The organism is Ruegeria sp. C12 (assembly GCF_056537745.1).
The window spans coordinates 132267-152030 of the sequence record NZ_JBQFSA010000008.1; the positions used below are offsets into that span (position 1 = coordinate 132267).

The 19764-nt window shown below is 61.3% G+C and carries 20 protein-coding genes; 19 read left to right on the forward strand and 1 reads right to left on the reverse strand.

What is annotated here, in order from left to right; translation table 11 throughout:
* Window positions 1-49 precede the first annotated feature (49 nt).
* The 4 genes from ACR0C9_RS16150 to ACR0C9_RS16165 all read left to right on the forward strand — a co-directional run bounded on the left by ACR0C9_RS16150 (window position 50) and on the right by ACR0C9_RS16165 (window position 4942).
* Complete coding sequence (locus ACR0C9_RS16150; protein WP_480781462.1) at window positions 50-2245, forward strand: primosomal protein N'; 2196 nt, start codon at window positions 50-52, stop codon at window positions 2243-2245.
* A 73-nt stretch (window positions 2246-2318) separates the two neighbouring features.
* Window positions 2319-3551, forward strand: coding sequence for an MFS transporter (locus ACR0C9_RS16155; RefSeq protein ID WP_170454316.1), 1233 nt, complete (start codon window positions 2319-2321; stop codon window positions 3549-3551).
* A gap of 66 nt (window positions 3552-3617) precedes the next feature.
* The gene (locus ACR0C9_RS16160; RefSeq protein ID WP_170623763.1) at window positions 3618-4490 is read left to right on the forward strand and encodes a 50S ribosomal protein L11 methyltransferase; all 873 of its coding nucleotides are present in this window, start codon (window positions 3618-3620) and stop codon (window positions 4488-4490) included.
* 107 nt (window positions 4491-4597) lie between these two features.
* Window positions 4598-4942, forward strand: a complete 345-nt coding sequence (locus ACR0C9_RS16165) for a hypothetical protein (RefSeq protein ID WP_170454312.1) — start codon at window positions 4598-4600, stop codon at window positions 4940-4942.
* A gap of 100 nt (window positions 4943-5042) precedes the next feature.
* Here ACR0C9_RS16165 and ACR0C9_RS16170 read toward each other — a convergent pair whose 3' ends face one another.
* Window positions 5043-5258 (reverse strand): DUF1127 domain-containing protein, encoded by a 216-nt coding sequence (locus ACR0C9_RS16170; RefSeq protein WP_170520539.1) that lies wholly within the window; start codon window positions 5256-5258, stop codon window positions 5043-5045.
* A gap of 333 nt (window positions 5259-5591) precedes the next feature.
* On the opposite strand from ACR0C9_RS16170, the gene ruvC reads away from it, so the two are divergent.
* From ruvC to ACR0C9_RS16245, 15 genes are all read left to right on the forward strand, one after another.
* Entirely contained in the window at window positions 5592-6089 is a 498-nt protein-coding gene (gene ruvC / locus ACR0C9_RS16175; protein ID WP_170623761.1) for a crossover junction endodeoxyribonuclease RuvC, read from the forward strand.
* Window positions 6086-6763, forward strand: coding sequence for a Holliday junction branch migration protein RuvA (gene ruvA, locus ACR0C9_RS16180; RefSeq protein WP_170623759.1), 678 nt, complete (start codon window positions 6086-6088; stop codon window positions 6761-6763). The genes ruvC and ruvA overlap by 4 nt, the downstream gene beginning before the upstream one ends.
* 4 nt (window positions 6764-6767) lie before the next feature.
* Window positions 6768-7787 carry a Holliday junction branch migration DNA helicase RuvB gene (gene ruvB, locus ACR0C9_RS16185; RefSeq protein WP_480708531.1) on the forward strand — a complete coding sequence of 340 codons (1020 nt, stop codon included), beginning with the start codon at window positions 6768-6770 and terminating at the stop codon, window positions 7785-7787.
* Window positions 7788-7850: 63 nt separating this feature from the next.
* Window positions 7851-8474, forward strand: coding sequence for a hypothetical protein (locus ACR0C9_RS16190; RefSeq protein WP_480708547.1), 624 nt, complete (start codon window positions 7851-7853; stop codon window positions 8472-8474).
* A complete protein-coding gene (ybgC, locus tag ACR0C9_RS16195; RefSeq protein ID WP_170454300.1) occupies window positions 8471-8854 on the forward strand; it encodes a tol-pal system-associated acyl-CoA thioesterase in 384 nt (127 codons plus the stop codon). Before ACR0C9_RS16190 ends, ybgC begins: the two co-directional genes overlap by 4 nt.
* A 110-nt stretch (window positions 8855-8964) precedes the next feature.
* A complete protein-coding gene (gene tolQ / locus ACR0C9_RS16200; protein ID WP_170520548.1) occupies window positions 8965-9660 on the forward strand; it encodes a protein TolQ in 696 nt (231 codons plus the stop codon).
* 3 nt (window positions 9661-9663) lie between these two features.
* On the forward strand, window positions 9664-10134 hold the full coding sequence (gene tolR / locus ACR0C9_RS16205) for a protein TolR (protein ID WP_170520550.1): 471 nt from the start codon (window positions 9664-9666) through the stop codon (window positions 10132-10134).
* 15 nt (window positions 10135-10149) lie between these two features.
* Entirely contained in the window at window positions 10150-11247 is a 1098-nt protein-coding gene (locus ACR0C9_RS16210; protein ID WP_480781463.1) for an energy transducer TonB family protein, read from the forward strand.
* Window positions 11244-12563, forward strand: a complete 1320-nt coding sequence (tolB, locus tag ACR0C9_RS16215; protein ID WP_170454293.1) for a Tol-Pal system beta propeller repeat protein TolB — start codon at window positions 11244-11246, stop codon at window positions 12561-12563. Before ACR0C9_RS16210 ends, tolB begins: the two co-directional genes overlap by 4 nt.
* Before the next feature lie 84 nt (window positions 12564-12647).
* Entirely contained in the window at window positions 12648-13157 is a 510-nt protein-coding gene (pal, locus tag ACR0C9_RS16220; protein WP_170454291.1) for a peptidoglycan-associated lipoprotein Pal, read from the forward strand.
* Between the two features lie 4 nt (window positions 13158-13161).
* Entirely contained in the window at window positions 13162-13986 is an 825-nt protein-coding gene (gene ybgF / locus ACR0C9_RS16225; protein ID WP_170454289.1) for a tol-pal system protein YbgF, read from the forward strand.
* Entirely contained in the window at window positions 13977-15236 is a 1260-nt protein-coding gene (tilS, locus tag ACR0C9_RS16230) for a tRNA lysidine(34) synthetase TilS (protein WP_480781464.1), read from the forward strand. Before ybgF ends, tilS begins: the two co-directional genes overlap by 10 nt.
* Before the next feature lie 76 nt (window positions 15237-15312).
* The gene (gene ftsH, locus ACR0C9_RS16235) at window positions 15313-17229 is read left to right on the forward strand and encodes an ATP-dependent zinc metalloprotease FtsH (RefSeq protein WP_170623751.1); all 1917 of its coding nucleotides are present in this window, start codon (window positions 15313-15315) and stop codon (window positions 17227-17229) included.
* A 95-nt stretch (window positions 17230-17324) separates the two neighbouring features.
* Window positions 17325-17900 carry an MOSC domain-containing protein gene (locus tag ACR0C9_RS16240; RefSeq protein WP_170623749.1) on the forward strand — a complete coding sequence of 192 codons (576 nt, stop codon included), beginning with the start codon at window positions 17325-17327 and terminating at the stop codon, window positions 17898-17900.
* A gap of 165 nt (window positions 17901-18065) precedes the next feature.
* Window positions 18066-19742 (forward strand): formate--tetrahydrofolate ligase, encoded by a 1677-nt coding sequence (locus ACR0C9_RS16245; protein ID WP_170623747.1) that lies wholly within the window; start codon window positions 18066-18068, stop codon window positions 19740-19742.
* Window positions 19743-19764 lie beyond the last annotated feature (22 nt).

The following is a 19764-nucleotide window of genomic DNA, read 5'->3' on the forward strand; positions in this document are numbered from 1 at the left end:
GCTTTACCTCAAAGAAACCCCTGCTGGAACCCCCTGCATAGGATATGCCGTGAGCGCTAACGGATTTTTCGACGAAGGAGAGCTGGTAGCGGTGCTGACAACGCAGCCGCTGGACCGGACGCTGGATTACAAAGCGCCCGAGGGTGGATGCTTTCTGGGCGCGTTTGTCGAGGTGCCGCTGGGGCCGCGCAAGGTGTTGGGCGTGGTTTGGGGGCCGGGGCAGGGCGGTTTTGACCTTGCCAAGGCGCGGTCGGTGATCCGCGTTCTGGACGTTGCGCCGATGCGGGAAGAGATGCGCCTGTTTCTGGGCAAGGTGGCCGACTACACGCTGACACCCATGCCTGCGATGCTGCGTCTGGCGACGCGCGCGCCGGGGTTGGGTGATCCGCCATCGATGCGCAAGATTTACAGGTTGGGCGACCGTGAGCCGGACCGGATGACCGATGCCCGGACGCGGGTGCTTGAGGTGTTGCGCGACTATGGCGGCCTGGCTTTCACGCTGAAGGAACTGGCCGAGCAGGCGGGTGTGACCTCGTCTGTTGTCAAAGGGTTGGTCAAGCAGGGCGCGGTGCGCGAAGAGGACAGCCCCCGCGATCTGCCCTATCCGCATCTGGACCCGGATTTGCCCGCCAAAGACCTGACCGAGGATCAGGCCGCAGCCGTGGCGCGGTTGCAGGCCGGGCAGCGGACCGGGGATTATGGCACTACGCTGCTGAAAGGCGTGACGGGATCTGGAAAGACCGAAGTGTATTTGGAAGCCGTGGCCGAGGCGTTGCGGCAAGGGCGGCAGGCTTTGGTGCTGCTGCCCGAGATCGCTCTGACAGCCGAGTTCCTGAGCCGGGTTGAGGCGCGGTTTGGGGCGCGCCCGGCGGAATGGCATTCGGGCGCGACGATGACCGAACGCCGCCGGGTCTGGCGCATGGTCGGGCAGGGGGATGCGCAACTTGTGGTCGGCGCGCGCTCGGCTTTGTTTTTGCCGTTCCGCAATCTGGGGCTGGTCGTGGTCGATGAAGAACATGACACCTCATACAAACAGGAAGACGGCGTGCATTACAGCGCCCGTGACATGGCGGTTTTGCGCTCGGCCATCTGCGGTGGGCGGGTGATTCTGGCCAGCGCGACGCCGTCGCTGGAAAGCTGGGCGAATGCCGAGGCGGGGAAATATGAGCGGCTCGACCTGACCTCGCGCTTTGGGGCGGCGGTTCTGCCCGAGATGAAACCCCTCGACATGCGGGCCGAGCAGATGCAGCCGGGGACGTGGATATCTCCGTCACTGCGGCAGGCGGTGCGGCAGCGGATCGAGAGGGGCGAGCAGTCGTTGCTGTTCATCAACCGTCGCGGCTATGCCCCCGTGACGCTGTGCCGGGCCTGTGGGGAACAGATCGCCTGCGACCATTGCGACGCGCGGATGGTCGAGCATCGGTTCCTGAAACGCCTGATGTGCCACCAATGTGGTGAAACCAAGCCGATGCCCGAGACCTGCCCGTCCTGCGGGGTCGAGGGTAAGCTTGCCCCGGTAGGGCCGGGGATCGAGAGGCTGGCGGAAGAGGCCGAAGCGACATTCCCCGAGGCGAAGATTGCGATGCTCAGTTCCGACTTGTTCGGCTCGGCCCGGGCGCTGAAGGCCAAGATCGAAGAAATTGCCGAGGGGGATGCGGATATCGTCATCGGCACGCAACTGGTGGCCAAGGGGCACAATTTCCCCAAGCTGACGCTGGTGGGCGTGATTGACGCCGACCTCAGCCTGCATGGCGCCGATCTGCGGGCGGCGGAGCGGACGTTCCAGTTGATGCGGCAGGTGGCCGGGCGCGCAGGGCGGGCGGACAAGCCGGGGCAGGCGCTGTTGCAGACCTTTCAGCCGGAACATCCGGTGATCCGGGCGATCTTATCGGGGGATGAAGAGGGGTTCTGGAAGGCCGAGGCCGCCGGGCGGCAGGCCGCCGGGGTGCCTCCTTACGGGCGCATGGCGGGGATCGTCCTGTCGGGGCCCGAAGTTGGGCCGGTTTTCGACATCGGCAACGCCATGGCCCGCAACGATGCGCCTTTGCGCCAGATCGGCGCGCAGGTGTTTGGCCCCGCGCCTGCGCCGATTGCGCGTATTCGGGGGCGCCACCGCGTGCGTTTGCTGGTCAAGGCCCCCAAGGGTGCTCCTATTCAGGACGCCATCGCCCGCTGGATCGCGCCTTTGCGTCTGAAAGGCGATATTCGCCTGACCGTGGATATCGATCCGCAGAGTTTCTACTGACCTCTGCATCTGCGCAGGGCGGCTGTGCAGCATACCCCTCGCCAAGCTGCGAAAATGGGCGTAGAGGGGTCTCATGCTGAAACCCATGCCGCTATCCGAGGCGCAAAGCCTGCCGTTCTGGCGTCGCCCCATCACGCTGTTGTTCGTGATGGCGATGACCATGCCGATTGCCTTCAACGGGTGGAGCGCGCTGCTGAACAACTTCGTTATCGAGGTGGCGAATTTCGACGGCGCGGATATCGGCCTGCTGCATACGGTGCGCGAGATCCCCGGCTTTCTGGCGGTCGGCGTCATCGCGGTGATCATCTTTATCCGAGAGCAGGTTCTGGCGATGATCTCGCTGATCATGCTGGGCGTGGCGACGGCTGTCACGGCGTGGTTTCCCAGCCTTGGCGGGCTGCTGTTCGTGACGCTGTTCAGCTCGATCGGGTTTCACTATTACGAGACGGTCAATCAGTCGCTGCAACTGCAATGGCTGCCCAAGGACCGCGCACCGCAGGTGCTGGGCTGGCTGGTGGCGATGGGCTCGGCAGCGACGATGGTGGTCTATGGGCTGATCGTGCTGACCTGGGACCGGTTCGATCTGTCCTATAACTTCGTCTTCATGGCGGCGGGCGGCGTGACTGTCCTGCTGGCGCTGTTCAGCCTGATTGCCTATCCGCAATTCGACGCGCCGACGCCGCAGACCAAAAAGATCATACTGCGTCGCCGCTACTGGCTGTACTACGCGCTGCAATTCATGGCTGGCGCGCGGCGGCAGATCTTTGTCGTGTTCGCGGGCTTCATGATGGTCGAGAAATTCGGGTTCGAAGTGCACGAACTGACCAGCCTGTATCTGATCAACCTGATGATCAATATGATGGCCGCGCCGCTGCTGGGCAAGGCGGTGGCCAGGTTCGGCGAACGCCGCACGCTGATTTTCGAATATGCCGGACTGGCGATTGTGTTTGCAGCCTATGGCGGCATCTACTGGTTCGGCTGGGGCGTGCTGCTGGCGGCGATCCTCTATGTGATCGACCATGTGCTGTTTGCGCTGGCGCTGGCCCTGAAAACCTATTTCCAGAAAATCGCCGACCCGGCGGATATCGCGCCCACGGCGGCGGTGGCCTTTACCATCAACCACATTGCGGCGGTGTTCCTGCCTGCGCTTCTGGGCTTGCTGTGGGTCGTCTCACCCGGTGCGGTGTTCGGGCTGGCCGCGGCGATGGCGCTGATCTCGTTGGCGCTGTCGCTGCTGATCCCGCGCCACCCGGAACCGGGCAATGAAACAATCCTGGCGAAATACGCCCCGGCCCCCGCTGAATAAGCACCAGTGCTTGACCTTGGCGGGCCCGCGCCATAGGCGCTGTTTCAACTGAGACAGGAGGCCCCCATGCCCACATTCACCGCGCTTACCACTCTGACCGGCAAGACCGCCGCCGAAGGTCTGGGCGAAGCGATGGAGCGTCTGGACCCGGAACCAACCGGTGTCGGCGTGTTCGAGGTCGAAGACGGCTCGGGCCTGTGGGAGGTTGGCGGCTATTTCACCGAAGCGCCGGATGAGACCGCGCTGGCCGTGCTTGCGGCTGCGTTTGACGCCAAGCCCTTTGTCGTCTCGGAACTGCCCGAAACCGATTGGGTCGCCCATGTGCGCCGTGAACTGGCCCCGGTCGAGGCGGGGCGGTTTTTCGTCTATGGCAGCCATGATGCCGACAAACTGCCCGAAGGCCGCATTCCGCTGCTGATCGAGGCGGCGATGGCCTTTGGCACCGGACATCACGGCACGACTCTGGGCTGTCTGAAAGCGTTGGATCATTTGCTGGATCAAGGCTTCACCGCCTCGAAAGTGGCCGATATCGGCTGCGGAACCGCCGTTCTGGCCATGGCCGCCGCGCGCGTTTGGGATGGCGACATCATCGCCAGCGACATCGATCAGGTTGCCGTCGATGTAGCCGAAGCAAACCTGACCGCCAATGGCATGTCCGGTGCCGTGCGCTGTGTCGAGGCGGCGGGATTTGACCATTCCGAGTTGCAGGCCCTGGCACCTTACGACCTGATCTTCGCCAATATCCTCAAAGGTCCGCTGGTGGCCCTGTCTCCGGAAATCGCCGCGAATCTGCGGCCCGAAGGCTATGCCATTCTGTCGGGAATCCTGAATGAGCAGGCCGATGATGTTGTAACCGTTTATTCCCAAAATGGATTTAATCTGGCAAATCGAGCCGAGATTGGTGAATGGACGACGCTAATCTTAAGCAAACAGGGCTGAATTTAGGCCATTTACAGGAGTTTTGTGGATTTTCGCCACGCTTTTGTCGCAATCTCTACTTACCGTTTTCCAATCAAGTCGAGGGGGGCGGTTTTGAGGAGGCTGCCATGACGGTAAAGCAACTGGATTTCGATCAGCGCGTTCATCGCCTGAACAAGAAACATCAGAAGATGAGCCGGGGCTACCGCGCCACGATGCGCAAAGACGGCCTGGTTGTCATGAAACCACAGCGGGTCCGATCTGCGGTGCCCGCAAAGGTGCTGCTGTTCTGTCTGCTCGGGTTCTTCGGGTTCAAGGCGTTCCTGCTCTCCAGCCTCGGACCAACGGGGTACCAGTTCCGGATCGACAGCCTGAACGAAGGAACCTCGGTCGAGAAAGCGGGTGCCTGGGTCATGCAGATTGACCCTCTGTCCGAGACTCTCGCGGTCCAACTGAACAAAATTCTCTACTAAACGAACCTCCTGAAGAAAAAAACACCGCATGCTGAATGGCACGCGGTGTTCTTTTTTGCCCCTCAGGGAGGAGGAAGGGGCCTATACGCGGTCGCCGCTTTTAGCGACGACGCTGGATGATGTCGTCGATATCGCCACGGCACAGGCCGATATCGCTCAGTTCACGATCCGTCAGGCCAGCCAGCGCCTTGCGGGTTGCGCGGGCGTCGTTCCATTCTGCAGCGACGTTGAACGCCGATACGAAAAACGCGCCGATACGGCCAGCGAGGCCGAACGAGCCAGTGGTGGCGATGCGGGTGGTGTCCAGTGCAGCCATATCCTGTTTCCTTCTGGTTTGTGTTTACGTTTGATCAGTCGATCTGAGCGGCATCTAGTGTTGTCATATAACCTTCACAAGATCATTTTTTGCATGTGTCCTATGCATTTTTTGCAAGGCTTCACGAGGCTGTAATCCCCTTAAATATTTGGTGAATTTACCTTCATCCGGGTGCCGCTTTCAGACCCGTTTCAGGTCGCAAATACACCTTTGGGTCGCGGGTGGGATACTGGTGTCGCTTTCAGACTTCCGGTCAATTCGCTTGGAAAATGTTCACGCTTCGTGCTAGGCGTTGAAAAAACATCACATAACCCGAGCAGGCCGAGGCACAACATGCGAATTCTGGGCATTGATCCGGGGCTGAGAACCCTGGGATGGGGCGTCATCGAATCAAATGGCAGCCGCCTGAGCCACGTTGCCAATGGCTTGTGTAAGTCGGATGGGGATGATCTGGGTGAACGGCTGCTGTCCCTGCACAATCAGATTGTCGAGGTTATCGCGGATCATCAGCCGGATCAGGCCGCAATCGAACAGACATTCGTGAACAAGGACGGGGCAGGGACCCTGAAACTGGGTCAGGCGCGAGGGGTTGCCCTGCTGACACTGGCGCAGGCCGGTCTGCCGGTGGGGGAATATGCACCCAACCGGGTCAAAAAGACCGTGGTCGGCGTCGGCCATGCCGAGAAAGAACAGGTTCTTCACATGGTCAAACTGCAGCTGCCCGGCTGTGCGCCGAAAGGCGCGGACGCGGCGGATGCGCTGGCGATTGCGATCTGTCATGCGTATTACGGCAAGACGCAGCAATCGCGGGTGAAAGAGGTACGGGCATGATCGGAAAGCTGACGGGGCGTTTGGACTATCGCGCGGCGGATCACATTCTGATCGACGTGCGCGGGGTTGGGTACATCGTCTATTGCTCGGACCGGACAATGGCGGCGTTGCCCGGCGTAGGCGAGGCGGTCTCGATCTATACCGACATGGTCGTGCGCGAAGATCTGATGCAGCTTTACGGATTCCTGTCGCTGGTCGAGAAGGAGTGGCATCGGCTGCTTTGCTCGGTTCAGGGTGTGGGGGCTAAGGTCTCGCTGGCCATTCTGTCGGCGTTGGGGCCGGATGGCGTGAGCCGTGCGATTGCGCTGGGTGATTGGGCTGCCGTCAAGGCGGCCAAGGGCGTGGGCCCTAAAACGGCGCAGCGGATCGTGTTGGACCTGAAAGACAAGGCGCCGGGTGTGATGGCCATGGGCGGCACTGTGACCGAGGCTTTGGATGGTCCCGCGCTGGACGTGGTTGAGCCGTCCGAACCTGCGCCTGCACCAAGGCGGGCGGCAAAAGCGGCCTCGGGCTCGGCTGCGGCATCGGCCGGGGCTTTGTCTGCGCTGTCCAATCTGGGGTATGGCCCGTCCGAGGCGGCCTCGGCCGTGGCCGAAGCGGCGGCCAACCTGCCGGAGGCGGGTGAGGCGGACCTGATCCGCGCTGCGCTGAAACTACTGGCACCGAAAGGGTGAGTGAATGGTAGACGCTGATCCCACCCTGCGCCCCGATCCGTTGCCCGAGGATAACGACCGTGCCCTGCGCCCGCAGGGTCTGGATGAGTTCATTGGTCAGGCCGAGGCGCGGGCCAACCTGCGCATTTTCATCCAATCCGCCAAGCAACGCGGCGAGGCGATGGACCACACCCTGTTCCATGGGCCTCCGGGGCTTGGGAAAACGACTCTGGCGCAGATCATGGCGCGCGAGTTGGGGGTGAACTTTCGCATGACGTCCGGCCCGGTTTTGGCCAAGGCGGGCGATCTGGCGGCGATCCTGACCAATCTCGAAGCGCGCGATGTGCTGTTTATCGATGAGATTCACCGCCTGAACCCTGCGGTGGAAGAGGTGCTTTATCCCGCGATGGAGGATTTTGAGCTGGATCTGGTGATCGGCGAAGGCCCCGCTGCGCGGACGGTTCGGATCGAGTTGCAGCCGTTTACACTGGTGGGGGCGACGACGCGGATGGGGCTGCTGACGACGCCGCTGCGGGATCGGTTCGGAATCCCGACGCGGTTGCAGTTCTATACGGTGGATGAGTTGCACGAGATCGTAACCCGAAACGCCCGCAAGCTGGGCGCGCCCGCTGATGATGATGGCGCGCGCGAAATTGCGCGGCGGTCACGCGGGACGCCTCGGATCGCGGGGCGGTTGCTGCGGCGGGTGGTGGATTTCGCCATTGTTGAAGGCGATGGGCGGATTACCCGCGAACTGGCTGACGGAGCACTAACGCGGCTGGGTGTGGATCATCTGGGGCTGGACGGTGCGGACCGGCGGTATCTGAAACTGATCGCCGAGAATTACGGCGGTGGGCCTGTGGGGATTGAGACAATGTCAGCGGCTTTGTCGGAAAGCCGGGATTCGCTGGAAGAGGTGATCGAGCCCTATTTGTTGCAGCAGGGCCTGATCCAGCGCACGCCACGCGGGCGGATGTTGGCGCAGAAGGCCTGGACGCATTTGGGGATGGCCGCACCAAAGGGTCAAAGCGATCTGTTTGGTTGAAGCGGCGCGCGTTCGATTTTATGCCTCCGGCGGCCGTATTTGAAACAAGAAGAAGGGTTGGGTGTGACACCAGAAGAGATCGAGGCGCTGTTCACGCGCGAAAGCGGTGAGTTTCTGTTTGCGCGTTGGGGGAGGCCCATCGTGCCGATCGTTTTTGGGGTTGAGGATGAGACGCTTGCAACAGTGAAGGGTGCGTTCGAGGCGATCGTGACGCTGGCCGGGCACAAGATGGCCGAGACCGACCCTGAATTGGGTGCCAACTGCATGGTGTTCTTCTTTCGCGACTGGCAAGAACTGCTGGAGGTGCCGGATCTGGATCGTCTTGTTCCCGACCTTGGGCCTCTGGTCGCGCGTCTGGTTGGCGCGGATGCCAATCAATACCGGATTTTCAGGTTTGAAGAAGATGGCGCGATCCGGGCGGCCTTTGTGTTCCTGCGTATGGATAAGGAATTGTCCAAGATGCCTGCGGAAACCCTTGCGCTGAGTCAAGTGGTGCAGACCATCCTGCTGTGGTCCGACACCGCGTTTCGCGCGCAGTCGCCCTTGGCTGTGGCGGGCGGGGCGACGATCCTGCGGCCTGACATTGCCGGGCTGATCCGGGCTGCTTATGATCCTGTTTTGCCGGGGGCGGCGCAGGATGTGTCACATGCGCTCAGGCTGTTTGCCCGGTTGGAGCCGTCGCAATGAAACACATCTACCCGGTGCGCGTTTTTTATGAAGACACCGACATGGGCGGCGTCGTCTATCACGCGAATTACCTGCGGTTTATCGAGCGCGCGCGTTCGGATTGGGTACGCAATCTTGGCAACGACCAGAACGCCATGCGCGAGGAAGGCATTGTCTGGGTCGTGCGCCGGGTCGAGGCCGATTACCTTTCGCCTGCGAAGTTCGATGATGAGTTGATTGTCGAAACCGAAGTGACCGACATATCGGGCGTGCGCCTGACCATGGCGCAGCTTGTGCGGCGGGGTGAGACCGAGATATTCCGCGCCTCGGTCACCGCTGTGTGCATCAACAAGGACGGCAAGCCGATCCGCCTTCCGGCAGAGATTCGCGCATTGATGTAACAATTTGTAGGGCAAGGGTGGTTCTGTTGGCTTTTCAGCCCCAACTGCGTTAGCGTTTGGCAAAACAAGGCCAAACGAACGGCCGTCAGGCAAAAACAAAGAGCAGGTTCATGGAAGCTGAAACGCTGGCGCTGGCGCAGGAGATCGATTTCTCCATGTGGGGGCTGTACGCCCGCGCGACCTTTATCGTCAAACTGGTGATGCTGATGCTGATCGGGGCATCGATCTGGTCGTGGGGTATCATAATCCAGAAACTCATCAACTACCGGGCCGCGCGGCGCGAGGCGCAGGTGTTTGATGAAAGCTTTTGGTCCGGGAACCCTCTGGACGAGTTGTTCGAGCAGATCGGCTCGCAACCCGATGGCAGTTCCGAGAAGATTTTTGCAGCGGGGATGATCGAATGGCGCAGGTCGCATCGTACCGATGGCGGGCTGATTGCCGGGGCGACGGCGCGGATCGACCGGTCGATGGATGTGGCCATCGCGAAAGAGGCTGAGACCTTGCAAAAAGGCTTGCCCATTCTGGCCACCGTCGGTTCGACCGCTCCGTTTATCGGCCTGTTCGGAACCGTTTGGGGCATTATGAATGCCTTTATCGAGATTGCCGAGCAGCAGAACACCAACCTCGCCGTGGTTGCTCCGGGGATTGCCGAGGCGTTGTTGGCCACTGGTTTGGGCCTGCTGGCTGCGATACCGGCGGTGATTTTCTACAACAAGCTCAGCGCGGATAGTGACCGGATTGTAGGCGGTTACGAAGCCTTTGCCGATGAATTCGCGACGATCCTGTCGCGTCAGTTGGATAGCTGAGACATGGGGGCGGCGGTTCAGCAACCTGCGGGCGGGAATGGGCGCCGACGCGGACGGCGGCGTGGGCGCGCGCAGCCGATGGCCGAGATCAATGTGACGCCTTTTGTCGATGTCATGCTGGTTTTGCTGATCATCTTTATGGTGGCGGCCCCGTTGTTGACAGTTGGTGTGCCGGTTGATCTGCCCAAAACCGCCGCAAGTGCGCTGCCCGGCGACAGTGAAGAGCCGCTGACCGTCACCCTGACAGCCGATGGGCGCGTTCAGATCCAGACCACGGATGTGTTGCGGGAAGAACTGGTCGGACGGTTGCGCGCCATCGCGGCGGAGCGCAGCAGCGACCGCGTATTCCTGCGGGCGGATGGGGCGATCCCCTACGCGCAGGTCATGCAGGTTATGGGTGCGCTGAACGCGGGCGGGTTTTCGAATGTGGGTCTGGTGACGGATACCGGCGGGCCGACGCTGGACGATGGGTAAAGGTGGGGTTGCGCGGTGGATACCGGCACCAAAATCTCGGCGATTGCGCATGTCGGCCTGATCGGCTGGGCCCTGTTCGGCGGCACCTTCCGGTCCGAGCCGTTGCCGATGGCCGTGCAGGATGTGTCCGTGATTTCGTCTGAGCAGTTTGCGGCGCTTCAGGCGCAGACGGATGCTCCGGAAGTGCCGGAACAGCCTGGCACTTTGGAACAACCCCCGGAGCCCGAGATCGAGGCCAGCACGCCCGAGGCGACCCCGGAAGAACAGCCGCGCCCGGAACCCGTGGCCCCGCCAGAGCCGGAACCTGAGACCGTCCCGGAAACGGTTGAAATCCCGCCAGAGCCCGAGTTGCCGGAAGAACCGCCAACCCTGACCGAGCCGGAAACGGCAGCCTTGCCCTTGCCGCCGGGCCCCGAGGCGCAGCCCAGCCCGTCCGAGCGGGTCGCGCCCGAAGCCATCGCGCCACCGCCGCCCGAAGCCAAGCCGGACGAGGTGGAAACGCCGCCAGTGTCCTTGGACGAGGGAGCCGAGACGCAGCAGGAACAGCAGGATCAGACCGCCCCGGAAGAGGCCGCGCCCGAGATCGTGACCGAGGCCGAGGAAACCGAGGAGCAATCGCCGCTGACCTCGCCCCGTCCACGTGTGCGTCCGAACCGCCCTGCGCCCGCGCCGCAACCAGAGGTCGCCGAATCCCCGGATCCCGAGCCGGAAGCCCCGGCGCAAACCAATGATGATGCCATCAATGACGCCTTGGCCGAAGCCTTGGGCGGAGGCAGCGAACCGTCCGGCCCGCCGCTGACCAGTGGCGAGAAAGACGCCATGCGCGTGGCGGTGTCCCAGTGCTGGAATGTCGGGTCGTTGTCGACCGACGCGCTGAATGTGGTTGTGGTCGTCGGCTTTTCGCTCAACCCTGATGGAACGGTTATTGGGGGCAGCGTTCGGCTGCTGGACAGCTCTGGCGGGTCTGCGGGTGCTGAAAATCAGGCTTATCAGGCGGCAAGGCGTGCAATTTTGCGCTGTGGCGCGCGTGGATACGATCTGCCTGCTGACAAATACGATCAGTGGCAGGATATTGAGATTACATTCAATCCCGAGAGGATGCGGATCAAATGATGAAACTTCTGACCAGCCTCTTCCTTGGTCTGACCCTGATGTCGGCCCCGGTATACGCGCAAAGCGGGCCGTTGCGTCTGGAAATTGACGAAGGGATCATCGAACCCTTGCCCTTTGCGGTTCCGAATTTCGTGCCCGACGGGCCTTCGGCGTCGCAATATGCAATTGATATTTCGCGGGTCGTCGCGGCTGATCTGACTGGAACGGGGCTGTTCCGTGAAATCTCTTCGGACGCGTTCATCAGCCGTGTCAGCAGCTTTGATGCGCCGGTCCAGTTCGTGGACTGGAAAGCGATCAACGCGCAGGCGCTGGTGACCGGGGCGGTGAATGTCTCGGGCAAGCGTCTGACGGTCCGGTTCCGGGTGTGGGATGTGTTCTCGGGGCAGGAGTTGGGCAACGGTCTGCAACTGGCCGGAACCACCGACGGGTGGCGGCGGATGGCGCATAAGGTGGCCGATCAGGTCTACAGCCGGATTACCGGCGAGGGCGGGTATTTCGACAGCCGTGTTGCGTTTGTGTCGGAAAGCGGCCCCAAGGATCAGCGCCTCAAGCGGTTGGCGATCATGGATTACGACGGGGCGAATGTTCAGTACCTGACCGACAGTTCCGCCATCGTTCTCGCCCCGCGCTTTTCGCCGACCGGGGACCGGCTGCTTTATACCAGTTACGAAACCGGCAGCCCGCGCATTTACGTGCTGGACGTGGGCAGCGTTCGGCGGCAGGAGTTGAACACGCAGGGCGGCACCATGAGCTTCTCGCCCCGCTTCTCGCCGGATGGGCGGTCGATTGTCTATTCGCTGATCCAAGGCGGGAATACTGACTTGTGGAAAATGGATCTGGCCTCGGGCCAAAGCACACGCCTGACCAACACACCTGCCATTGAAACTGCCCCCAGTTATTCGCCGGACGGCAGCCAGATCGTTTTTGAAAGCGACCGTTCGGGCACGCCTCAGCTGTATGTCATGCCCGCTAATGGCGGTGAGGCGACGCGGATCAGCTTTGGTCAGGGCCGCTATGGCACGCCCGTCTGGTCTCCGCGCGGTGACCTGATTGCGTTCACCAAGCAAAACAAAGGCCGGTTCCATATCGGTGTGATGCGCACCAATGGAGATGAGGAACGGCTATTGACCTCTTCCTTCCTGGATGAAGGGCCAACATGGTCGCCGAACGGGCGCGTCATCATGTTTACCCGCGAAACGCAGGGTGCCAGCGGTCGGGCGACACTGTATTCGGTGGATATATCAGGTCGAAACCTGCGCCCGGTGCGCACGCCGGACGGGGGCAGCGACCCGTCCTGGGGACCGTTGCAGAATTGATCACCGCAAAAGCGCGGCAAAGTTCACAAGAAACCGTCTCTGTGATAGACAGGCGGCAATAAACAAAACGACGAGGCACATGAGATGAACGTATTGGGCAAAATCCTGGCCGTGGGCGCGCTGAGCGTTGTTGCGGCCTGCACCAGCAATGATCCTTCGGATTTGGGGGGCTTCGGCTCGGGCGGTGCTGGTGGCGCGCTTGTACCGGGTTCGCCAAGTGATCCACGCTCACCCGCGTATTTCCAGCAGACGGTTGGGGATCGGGTGTTGTTTGCGGTGGATCAGTCGACCCTGTCGCCACAGGCGCAAACGGTACTGCAAGGGCAGGCGGATTGGCTGCTGGCCAACCCGGACTACGTGGCCACAATCGAAGGGCACGCGGACGAGCAGGGAACGCGCGAATACAACCTGGCACTGGGCGCACGGCGCGCGAATGCAGCGCGCGAGTTTCTGATTTCGCGCGGGGTGGCGGGCAACCGTCTGACCACTGTCAGCTACGGCAAAGAACGCCCGATCGAGATTTGCAGCACCGAGGATTGCTATTCCAAAAACCGCCGCGCGGTGACGGTGCTGACCGGTTCAACCTTGGGGTAAGACGATGAGACTTGCAGGATGGGTTTTGGCCGCAGTTGTTGCAACGGCGGGCGTGGCACAAGCGCAGGATCAGCAGACGCTGGCGGATATCCGGCAGGAACTGACGGTGCTGCATGTGGAAATACAGCGCCTGAAGCGCGAGTTTTCGACCACCGGCTCGCCCGCGCCAAACCTGTCCGGCAGTTCGGTCCTTGAGCGCGTAGACGCGATTGAGGCCGAGTTGCAGCGGCTGACACGCCAGACCGAGCAGTTGAACCAGCGGGTGCAGAATATCGTGACCGATGGAACCAACCGGATCGGGGATCTTGAGTTCCGATTGGTCGAACTGGAAGGTGGCGATCTGTCCACTTTGGGAGAGACGTCAACGCTGGGCGGAGAAACTGAGACGACCGCCGCGATCACCCCTGCGCCCACGCAGCCCAGTACCTCGGACCAAGGTGAACTGGCGGTGGGTGAGCGGGCCGATTTCGACGATGCCTCGCAAGCGCTGGCCGATGGCGATTTCCAGACCGCCGCGACGATGTTTGCACAGTTTGATACCTCGTACCCCGGTAGTCCTTTGGCCCCCGAAGCGCATCTAAAACGTGGACAGGCGCTTGAAGGTCTAGGTGACACGCGCGAGGCGGCGCGGGCGTTTCTGGCCAGCTTCACCGGGGATTCCGAGGGGGCCGTTGCGCCCGATGCTCTGTTCGAACTTGGCGCGGCGCTTGGCCGTTTGGGCCAGACCGAACAGGCTTGCATAACACTCAGCGAGGTCGGAGTGCGCTTCCCCTCCTCTGGCCCGGCGGCAAGCGCCACGCAGGAAATGGCCACCTTGGGGTGTTCTTGAACAAGACCCCCACCAGCCTGACATCCGAGATTCGCGCGCGGCTGCCTGAACGGTTGCCGCAACGGCTGGGCATTGCCGTCTCGGGCGGGGGTGACTCGGTGGCGTTGATGCATCTGCTGGCTGAGATTGCGGCGAACGACGGTGTTAACCTACGCATCGCAACCGTGGATCACGGCCTGCGCCCAGAAGCCGCGCAGGAGGCCCGGCTGGTTGCAGGGCAGGCGGCTGAACTTGGCCTTCGACACGACGTTCTGAAATGGCAAGGTTGGGACGGCAAGGGCAATCTGCAGGATCAGGCGCGTCAGGCGCGCTATGCCCTGCTGACGGACTGGGCGCGGCAGAATGAGATTCCGATGATTGCCTTGGGTCACACGGCGGATGATCAGGCGGAAACGGTGCTGATGCGACTGGGTCGCGCCGCTGGTGTCACCGGTTTGGCAGCGATGCCCGTCTCGCATCATCGGGACGCCATCGAAATGATCCGGCCCATGCTGGGGATCACGCGTCAACGCCTGCGTGACCACCTGACCCAAACGGGCGTCACATGGGTCGAGGACCCATCGAATCAGGACAAAAGGTTCGACCGGATCAAGGCGCGCGAGGCTTTGGCCGGGCTAGAACCTTTGGGCGTAACTGCAGAATCCCTTTCGCGTGTGGCAAAAAATCTTGCACAAGCGCGTGAGGCACTGGCGCTTTATGCGCAGGATTCCGCACGCAAGACCACCACAGTTGTGGAAGGGGACGTGTGTCTTGATCGGTCGGCGTTTGCCGCGCTGCCCGCTGAAATCCAGCGGCGCGTATTGATTGGCATAGTCGCCTGGATTTCCGGACCCGGTTACCCACCGCGCCAAACGGCCGTGGATCAGGCCATTGATGCCCTGCAAAGCGGGCAGGCCGGGTCGTTGAACGGCTGCCTGCTGGTGCCAAGGGGCGGGAATACTTGGATTTGCAGAGAGTTTCAGGCCGTCTGCAACCTCTCATCAACCCCGTCGGACAGTTGGGACGGTCGCTGGGTCCTGACCGGTCCTGCACCCCAAGGCGTAGAAATTCGCGCATTAGGTGAGGTCGGTCTGGCGTTGCTGCCGGATTGGCGCGCGACCGGTCGCCCGCGCCTTGCGTTGCAGTCCTCGCCAGCGGTCTGGCGCGGGGATGACCTGTGCGCGGCACCTCTGGCAGGTTTCCCGAATGGGTGGACCGCAGAGCCCGCGCCGAACCGGCCCGAGTTCTACGCTTCGTTTTTATCGCATTGAACCTGCCACAATCCTCTCTATTTTAAGAGACAACACGGCAGATCCCCATCTGCTGATATCTTTTGGGAGAATTTCCTTGGGCAACGCTCGCAATATCGCCTTCTGGGTCGTTCTGTTCTTGCTGATCCTTGCACTGTTCAATCTGTTCAGCGGACCAGGCGGAACACTTCAGAGCAATGAACGAACCTATTCCGACTTTGTCAGCGCCGTGCAGAACGGTGAGGTCAAGAATGTGACGCTGGATGGCGAACAGATTCGCTATACCACAGAAACCGGCGGGACATTCGTGACGATCAAACCCGGCGATGCCGAGGTCACCAAACTGCTGATCGACGAAAACATCCCCGTACGCGCTGAGAAACAGCAGCAATCGGGTTTTCAGTCGTTCCTGATCACGCTGTTGCCCTTCCTTCTTCTGATTGGTGTCTGGGTCTATTTCATGAACCGGATGCAGGGCGGCGGCAAAGGCGGCGCGATGGGCTTTGGCAAGTCCAAGGCCAAGATGCTGACCGAAAAGCATGGCCGTGTGACCTTTGATGATGTCGCGGGTATCGACGAGGCCAAGGAAGAGCTGGAAGAAATCGTTGAATTCCTGCGCAACCCGCAAAAATTCTCGCGACTGGGCGGCAAGATCCCCAAGGGCGCGCTGCTGGTTGGCCCTCCGGGTACCGGTAAGACGCTGCTGGCCCGTGCCATTGCGGGTGAGGCGGGTGTGCCGTTCTTCACCATTTCGGGCTCGGATTTCGTTGAAATGTTTGTGGGTGTCGGTGCCTCGCGCGTGCGCGATATGTTCGAGCAGGCCAAGAAAAACGCGCCTTGTATCGTGTTCATCGATGAGATCGACGCCGTGGGTCGCCATCGTGGCGCAGGCTATGGCGGTGGCAACGACGAACGCGAACAGACCCTCAACCAGTTGCTGGTCGAGATGGACGGGTTCGAGGCCAATGAAGGCGTGATCATTCTGGCCGCGACCAACCGTAAAGACGTGTTGGACCCCGCGCTGCTGCGTCCGGGCCGGTTTGACCGGAACGTGACCGTTGGCAACCCCGATATCAAAGGCCGTGAGAAAATTCTGGGCGTGCACGCGCGCAAGACCCCCTTGGGCCCCGATGTCGATCTGCGCATCATCGCGCGCGGGACGCCGGGGTTCTCGGGTGCCGATCTGGCAAACCTCGTGAACGAGGCCGCGTTGATGGCCGCACGTGTGGGTCGCCGCTTTGTCACCATGGAGGATTTCGAGAACGCGAAAGACAAGGTGATGATGGGGGCCGAGCGTCGCTCGATGGTGCTGACCCAGGACCAGAAGGAAAAGACGGCCTATCACGAGGCTGGTCACGCTGTGGTCGGTCTTGAACTGCCGCTGTGCGATCCGGTCTATAAGGCGACGATCATTCCGCGCGGTGGTGCGCTGGGTATGGTTGTGTCTCTGCCGGAAATGGACCGTTTGAACTATCACCGCGATGAGTGTGAGCAGAAGCTGGCCATGACCATGGCCGGTAAGGCTGCCGAGGTCATCAAATACGGTGAAGATCACGTCTCGAACGGTCCGGCTGGCGACATCATGCAGGCCAGCCAACTGGCCCGCGCGATGGTCATGCGCTGGGGCATGTCGGACAAGGTCGGCAATATCGACTATGCCGAAGCGCATGAAGGCTATCAGGGCAACACCGCCGGTTTCTCGGTTTCTGCGCACACCAAAGAGCTGATCGAGGAAGAGGTGAAGCGCCTGATCCAGCAAGGCTATGAGCGCGCGCATAAAATCCTGACCGACAAGAACGAGGCTTGGGAACGTCTGGCGCAGGGGCTGCTGGAATACGAAACCCTGACCGGCGATGAGATCAAGCGCGTCATGAATGGCGAGTCGCCCACCGAAGGCGACGACGAAGGCGACAAGCCGGATGAGGGCAGCGCTCCCAGCGTCACGGCCATTCCCAAGACCAAGCCGAAGAAATCTCCGCCCGAAGGTGGGATGGAACCTGAGCCAACCGCATAAACAAAAAACCCGGAGCCAGCCTCCGGGTTTTTTCTTTTCATCAGGTCGGTGCTGGGCATTATGCGCGCAAGGACGCTGATAAGAAGGGAAGGCCCATGCCGTTTTTGCGCGAAACCGAATATGCAGGCGAAGTGATCTGGCTGGGCCATGTACCGGCGGGGCAGTCGTTGCGGGCTGAGCCGGTTGAAACCTTGAAGCTAGATTTCGAAGGTGTGCGCGGCGAACGGCATGAAGGGCTTAACCGGGCGTCCTGCGTGCGCGTCAAGAACCTGTATCCGCAGGGCACCGAGATCAGGAACGTCAGGCAGCTGTCGGTCCTGTCAGCCGAGGAATTGGCCGGGATCGCGACTGAGATGGGGGTGGATGATCTCGATCCGTCGTACCTTGGGGCGTCGATTGTCGTGAAGGGTATTCCCGATTTTTCACATGTTCCCCCATCCTCGCGTTTGCAGGCCGACAACGGTGCGACGATCACCGTGGATATGGAAAACGCCCCCTGCGTTCTGCCGGGGCGTGAGATTGAACAGGATCACAGCGGTCACGGTGCCGCCTTCAAACCCGCAGCCAAAGGGCGGCGCGGGGTGACGGGTTGGGTCGAACGACCCGGTTCCCTGCGAATTGGCGACAAATTGCGATTGTTTGTCCCTGATCAGCCAATCTGGCAGCCATAAGGCCCATTCGTTTCCGATTTGAAACTCACGATATCCGGCGACGCCGTTTCGCGGCATGAATATGTCGGAATCCATAGCCATTGGAATTGTGTACGACTGTATGGGTTGCACAGCGCCGACGCGCTGCGTCGGTTTTGCAAGGCATTCAATCAGGGACCCTGGCCAATGAGCTACAAATCCGACATCGAAATCGCCCGCGAAGCGAACAAGAAGCCGATTCAGGAAATCGGCGCCAAGATCGGCATCGATTCCGCCGATCTGCTGCCCTATGGCCACGACAAGGCGAAAGTCAGCCAGGACTTCATCAACTCGGTGCAGGACCGTGAAGACGGCAAGCTGATCCTTGTAACCGCGATCAACCCAACCCCGGCAGGTGAGGGTAAGACCACGACCACTGTGGGGCTGGGTGACGGTCTGAACCGCATCGGCAAGAACGCGATGATCTGTATCCGTGAGGCCTCGCTCGGCCCGAACTTCGGCATGAAGGGCGGCGCTGCAGGTGGCGGGTATGCGCAGGTTGTTCCGATGGAGGAAATGAACCTGCACTTCACCGGCGACTTCCACGCGATCACCAGCGCGCACAGCCTGCTGTCGGCGATGATCGACAACCACATCTATTGGGGTAACGAGGCCGAGATCGACACCCGTCGCGTTGCATGGCGTCGCGTGGTCGACATGAACGACCGTGCCCTGCGTCAGATCACGGCGTCTCTGGGCGGCGTCAGCAACGGTTTCCCGCGTGAGGCCGGTTTTGATATTACCGTGGCCTCTGAGGTTATGGCGATCCTGTGTCTGGCAAACGACCTGAAGGATCTGGAAAAGCGTCTGGGTGACATCATCGTCGCCTACCGCCGCGACAAGACCCCGGTCTACTGCCGCGATATCAAGGCCGAGGGCGCAATGACCGTGCTGCTGAAGGACGCAATGCAGCCGAACCTGGTGCAGACGCTGGAAAACAACCCGGCCTTTGTCCACGGTGGCCCGTTCGCGAACATCGCACACGGCTGTAACTCGGTCATCGCGACCAAGACCGCTCTGAAAGTCGCAGACTATGTCGTGACCGAAGCGGGTTTCGGGGCCGATCTGGGTGCCGAGAAGTTCATGAACATCAAGTGCCGCAAAGCGGGCATCGCTCCGTCGGCTGTGGTGCTGGTTGCCACCGTGCGCGCGATGAAGATGAACGGCGGCGTGGCCAAGGCTGATCTGGGTGCCGAGAATGTTGATGCCGTGAAATCGGGCTGCGCCAACCTGGGCCGTCACATCGAAAACGTGAAATCGTTCGGTGTTCCGGTTGTGGTCGCCATCAACCACTTTGTCACCGACACCGATGCCGAAGTAAAGGCCGTGAAAGACTATTGCGGCGATCACGGGGTCGAGGCGGTTCTGTCACGTCACTGGGAACTGGGGTCCGAAGGCTCGGCTCCGCTGGCCGAGAAAGTGGTCGAAATCGTCGAGGGCGGCACCGCGAACTTCGCGCCGATCTATCCTGACGAGATGCCGCTGTTCGAAAAGATCGAAACCATCGCCAAGCGCATCTACCGCGCTGACGAGGTTCTGGCCGACAACAAGATCCGCAATCAGCTGCGCGAATGGGAAGACGCGGGCTATGGCAACCTCCCGGTCTGCATGGCGAAAACCCAGTATTCGTTCTCGACCGACCCGACCCTGCGGGGCGCGCCTACCGGCCACTCGGTTCCGGTGCGCGAGGTGCGGCTAAGCGCCGGTGCGGGCTTCATCGTGGTTGTCTGCGGTGAGATCATGACCATGCCCGGCCTGCCCCGCAAACCCGCGGCTGAGACGATTCGCCTCAACGACGAAGGCCAGATCGAGGGCTTGTTCTAAGCGCCTGAATGATACATCTCGT

Coding starts and splice junctions, on each gene's coding strand:
- ACR0C9_RS16155 (WP_170454316.1), top strand. CDS start 2,319: ATGCTGAAACCCATGCCGCTATCCGAGGCGCAAAGCCTGCCGTTCTGG.
- ACR0C9_RS16160 (WP_170623763.1), top strand. CDS start 3,618: ATGCCCACATTCACCGCGCTTACCACTCTGACCGGCAAGACCGCCGCC.
- ACR0C9_RS16165 (WP_170454312.1), top strand. CDS start 4,598: ATGACGGTAAAGCAACTGGATTTCGATCAGCGCGTTCATCGCCTGAAC.
- ACR0C9_RS16170 (WP_170520539.1), bottom strand. CDS start 5,258: ATGGCTGCACTGGACACCACCCGCATCGCCACCACTGGCTCGTTCGGC.
- ruvC (WP_170623761.1), top strand. CDS start 5,592: ATGCGAATTCTGGGCATTGATCCGGGGCTGAGAACCCTGGGATGGGGC.
- ruvA (WP_170623759.1), top strand. CDS start 6,086: ATGATCGGAAAGCTGACGGGGCGTTTGGACTATCGCGCGGCGGATCAC.
- ruvB (WP_480708531.1), top strand. CDS start 6,768: ATGGTAGACGCTGATCCCACCCTGCGCCCCGATCCGTTGCCCGAGGAT.
- ybgC (WP_170454300.1), top strand. CDS start 8,471: ATGAAACACATCTACCCGGTGCGCGTTTTTTATGAAGACACCGACATG.
- tolQ (WP_170520548.1), top strand. CDS start 8,965: ATGGAAGCTGAAACGCTGGCGCTGGCGCAGGAGATCGATTTCTCCATG.
- tolR (WP_170520550.1), top strand. CDS start 9,664: ATGGGGGCGGCGGTTCAGCAACCTGCGGGCGGGAATGGGCGCCGACGC.
- tolB (WP_170454293.1), top strand. CDS start 11,244: ATGATGAAACTTCTGACCAGCCTCTTCCTTGGTCTGACCCTGATGTCG.
- pal (WP_170454291.1), top strand. CDS start 12,648: ATGAACGTATTGGGCAAAATCCTGGCCGTGGGCGCGCTGAGCGTTGTT.
- ybgF (WP_170454289.1), top strand. CDS start 13,162: ATGAGACTTGCAGGATGGGTTTTGGCCGCAGTTGTTGCAACGGCGGGC.
- ACR0C9_RS16240 (WP_170623749.1), top strand. CDS start 17,325: ATGCCGTTTTTGCGCGAAACCGAATATGCAGGCGAAGTGATCTGGCTG.
- ACR0C9_RS16245 (WP_170623747.1), top strand. CDS start 18,066: ATGAGCTACAAATCCGACATCGAAATCGCCCGCGAAGCGAACAAGAAG.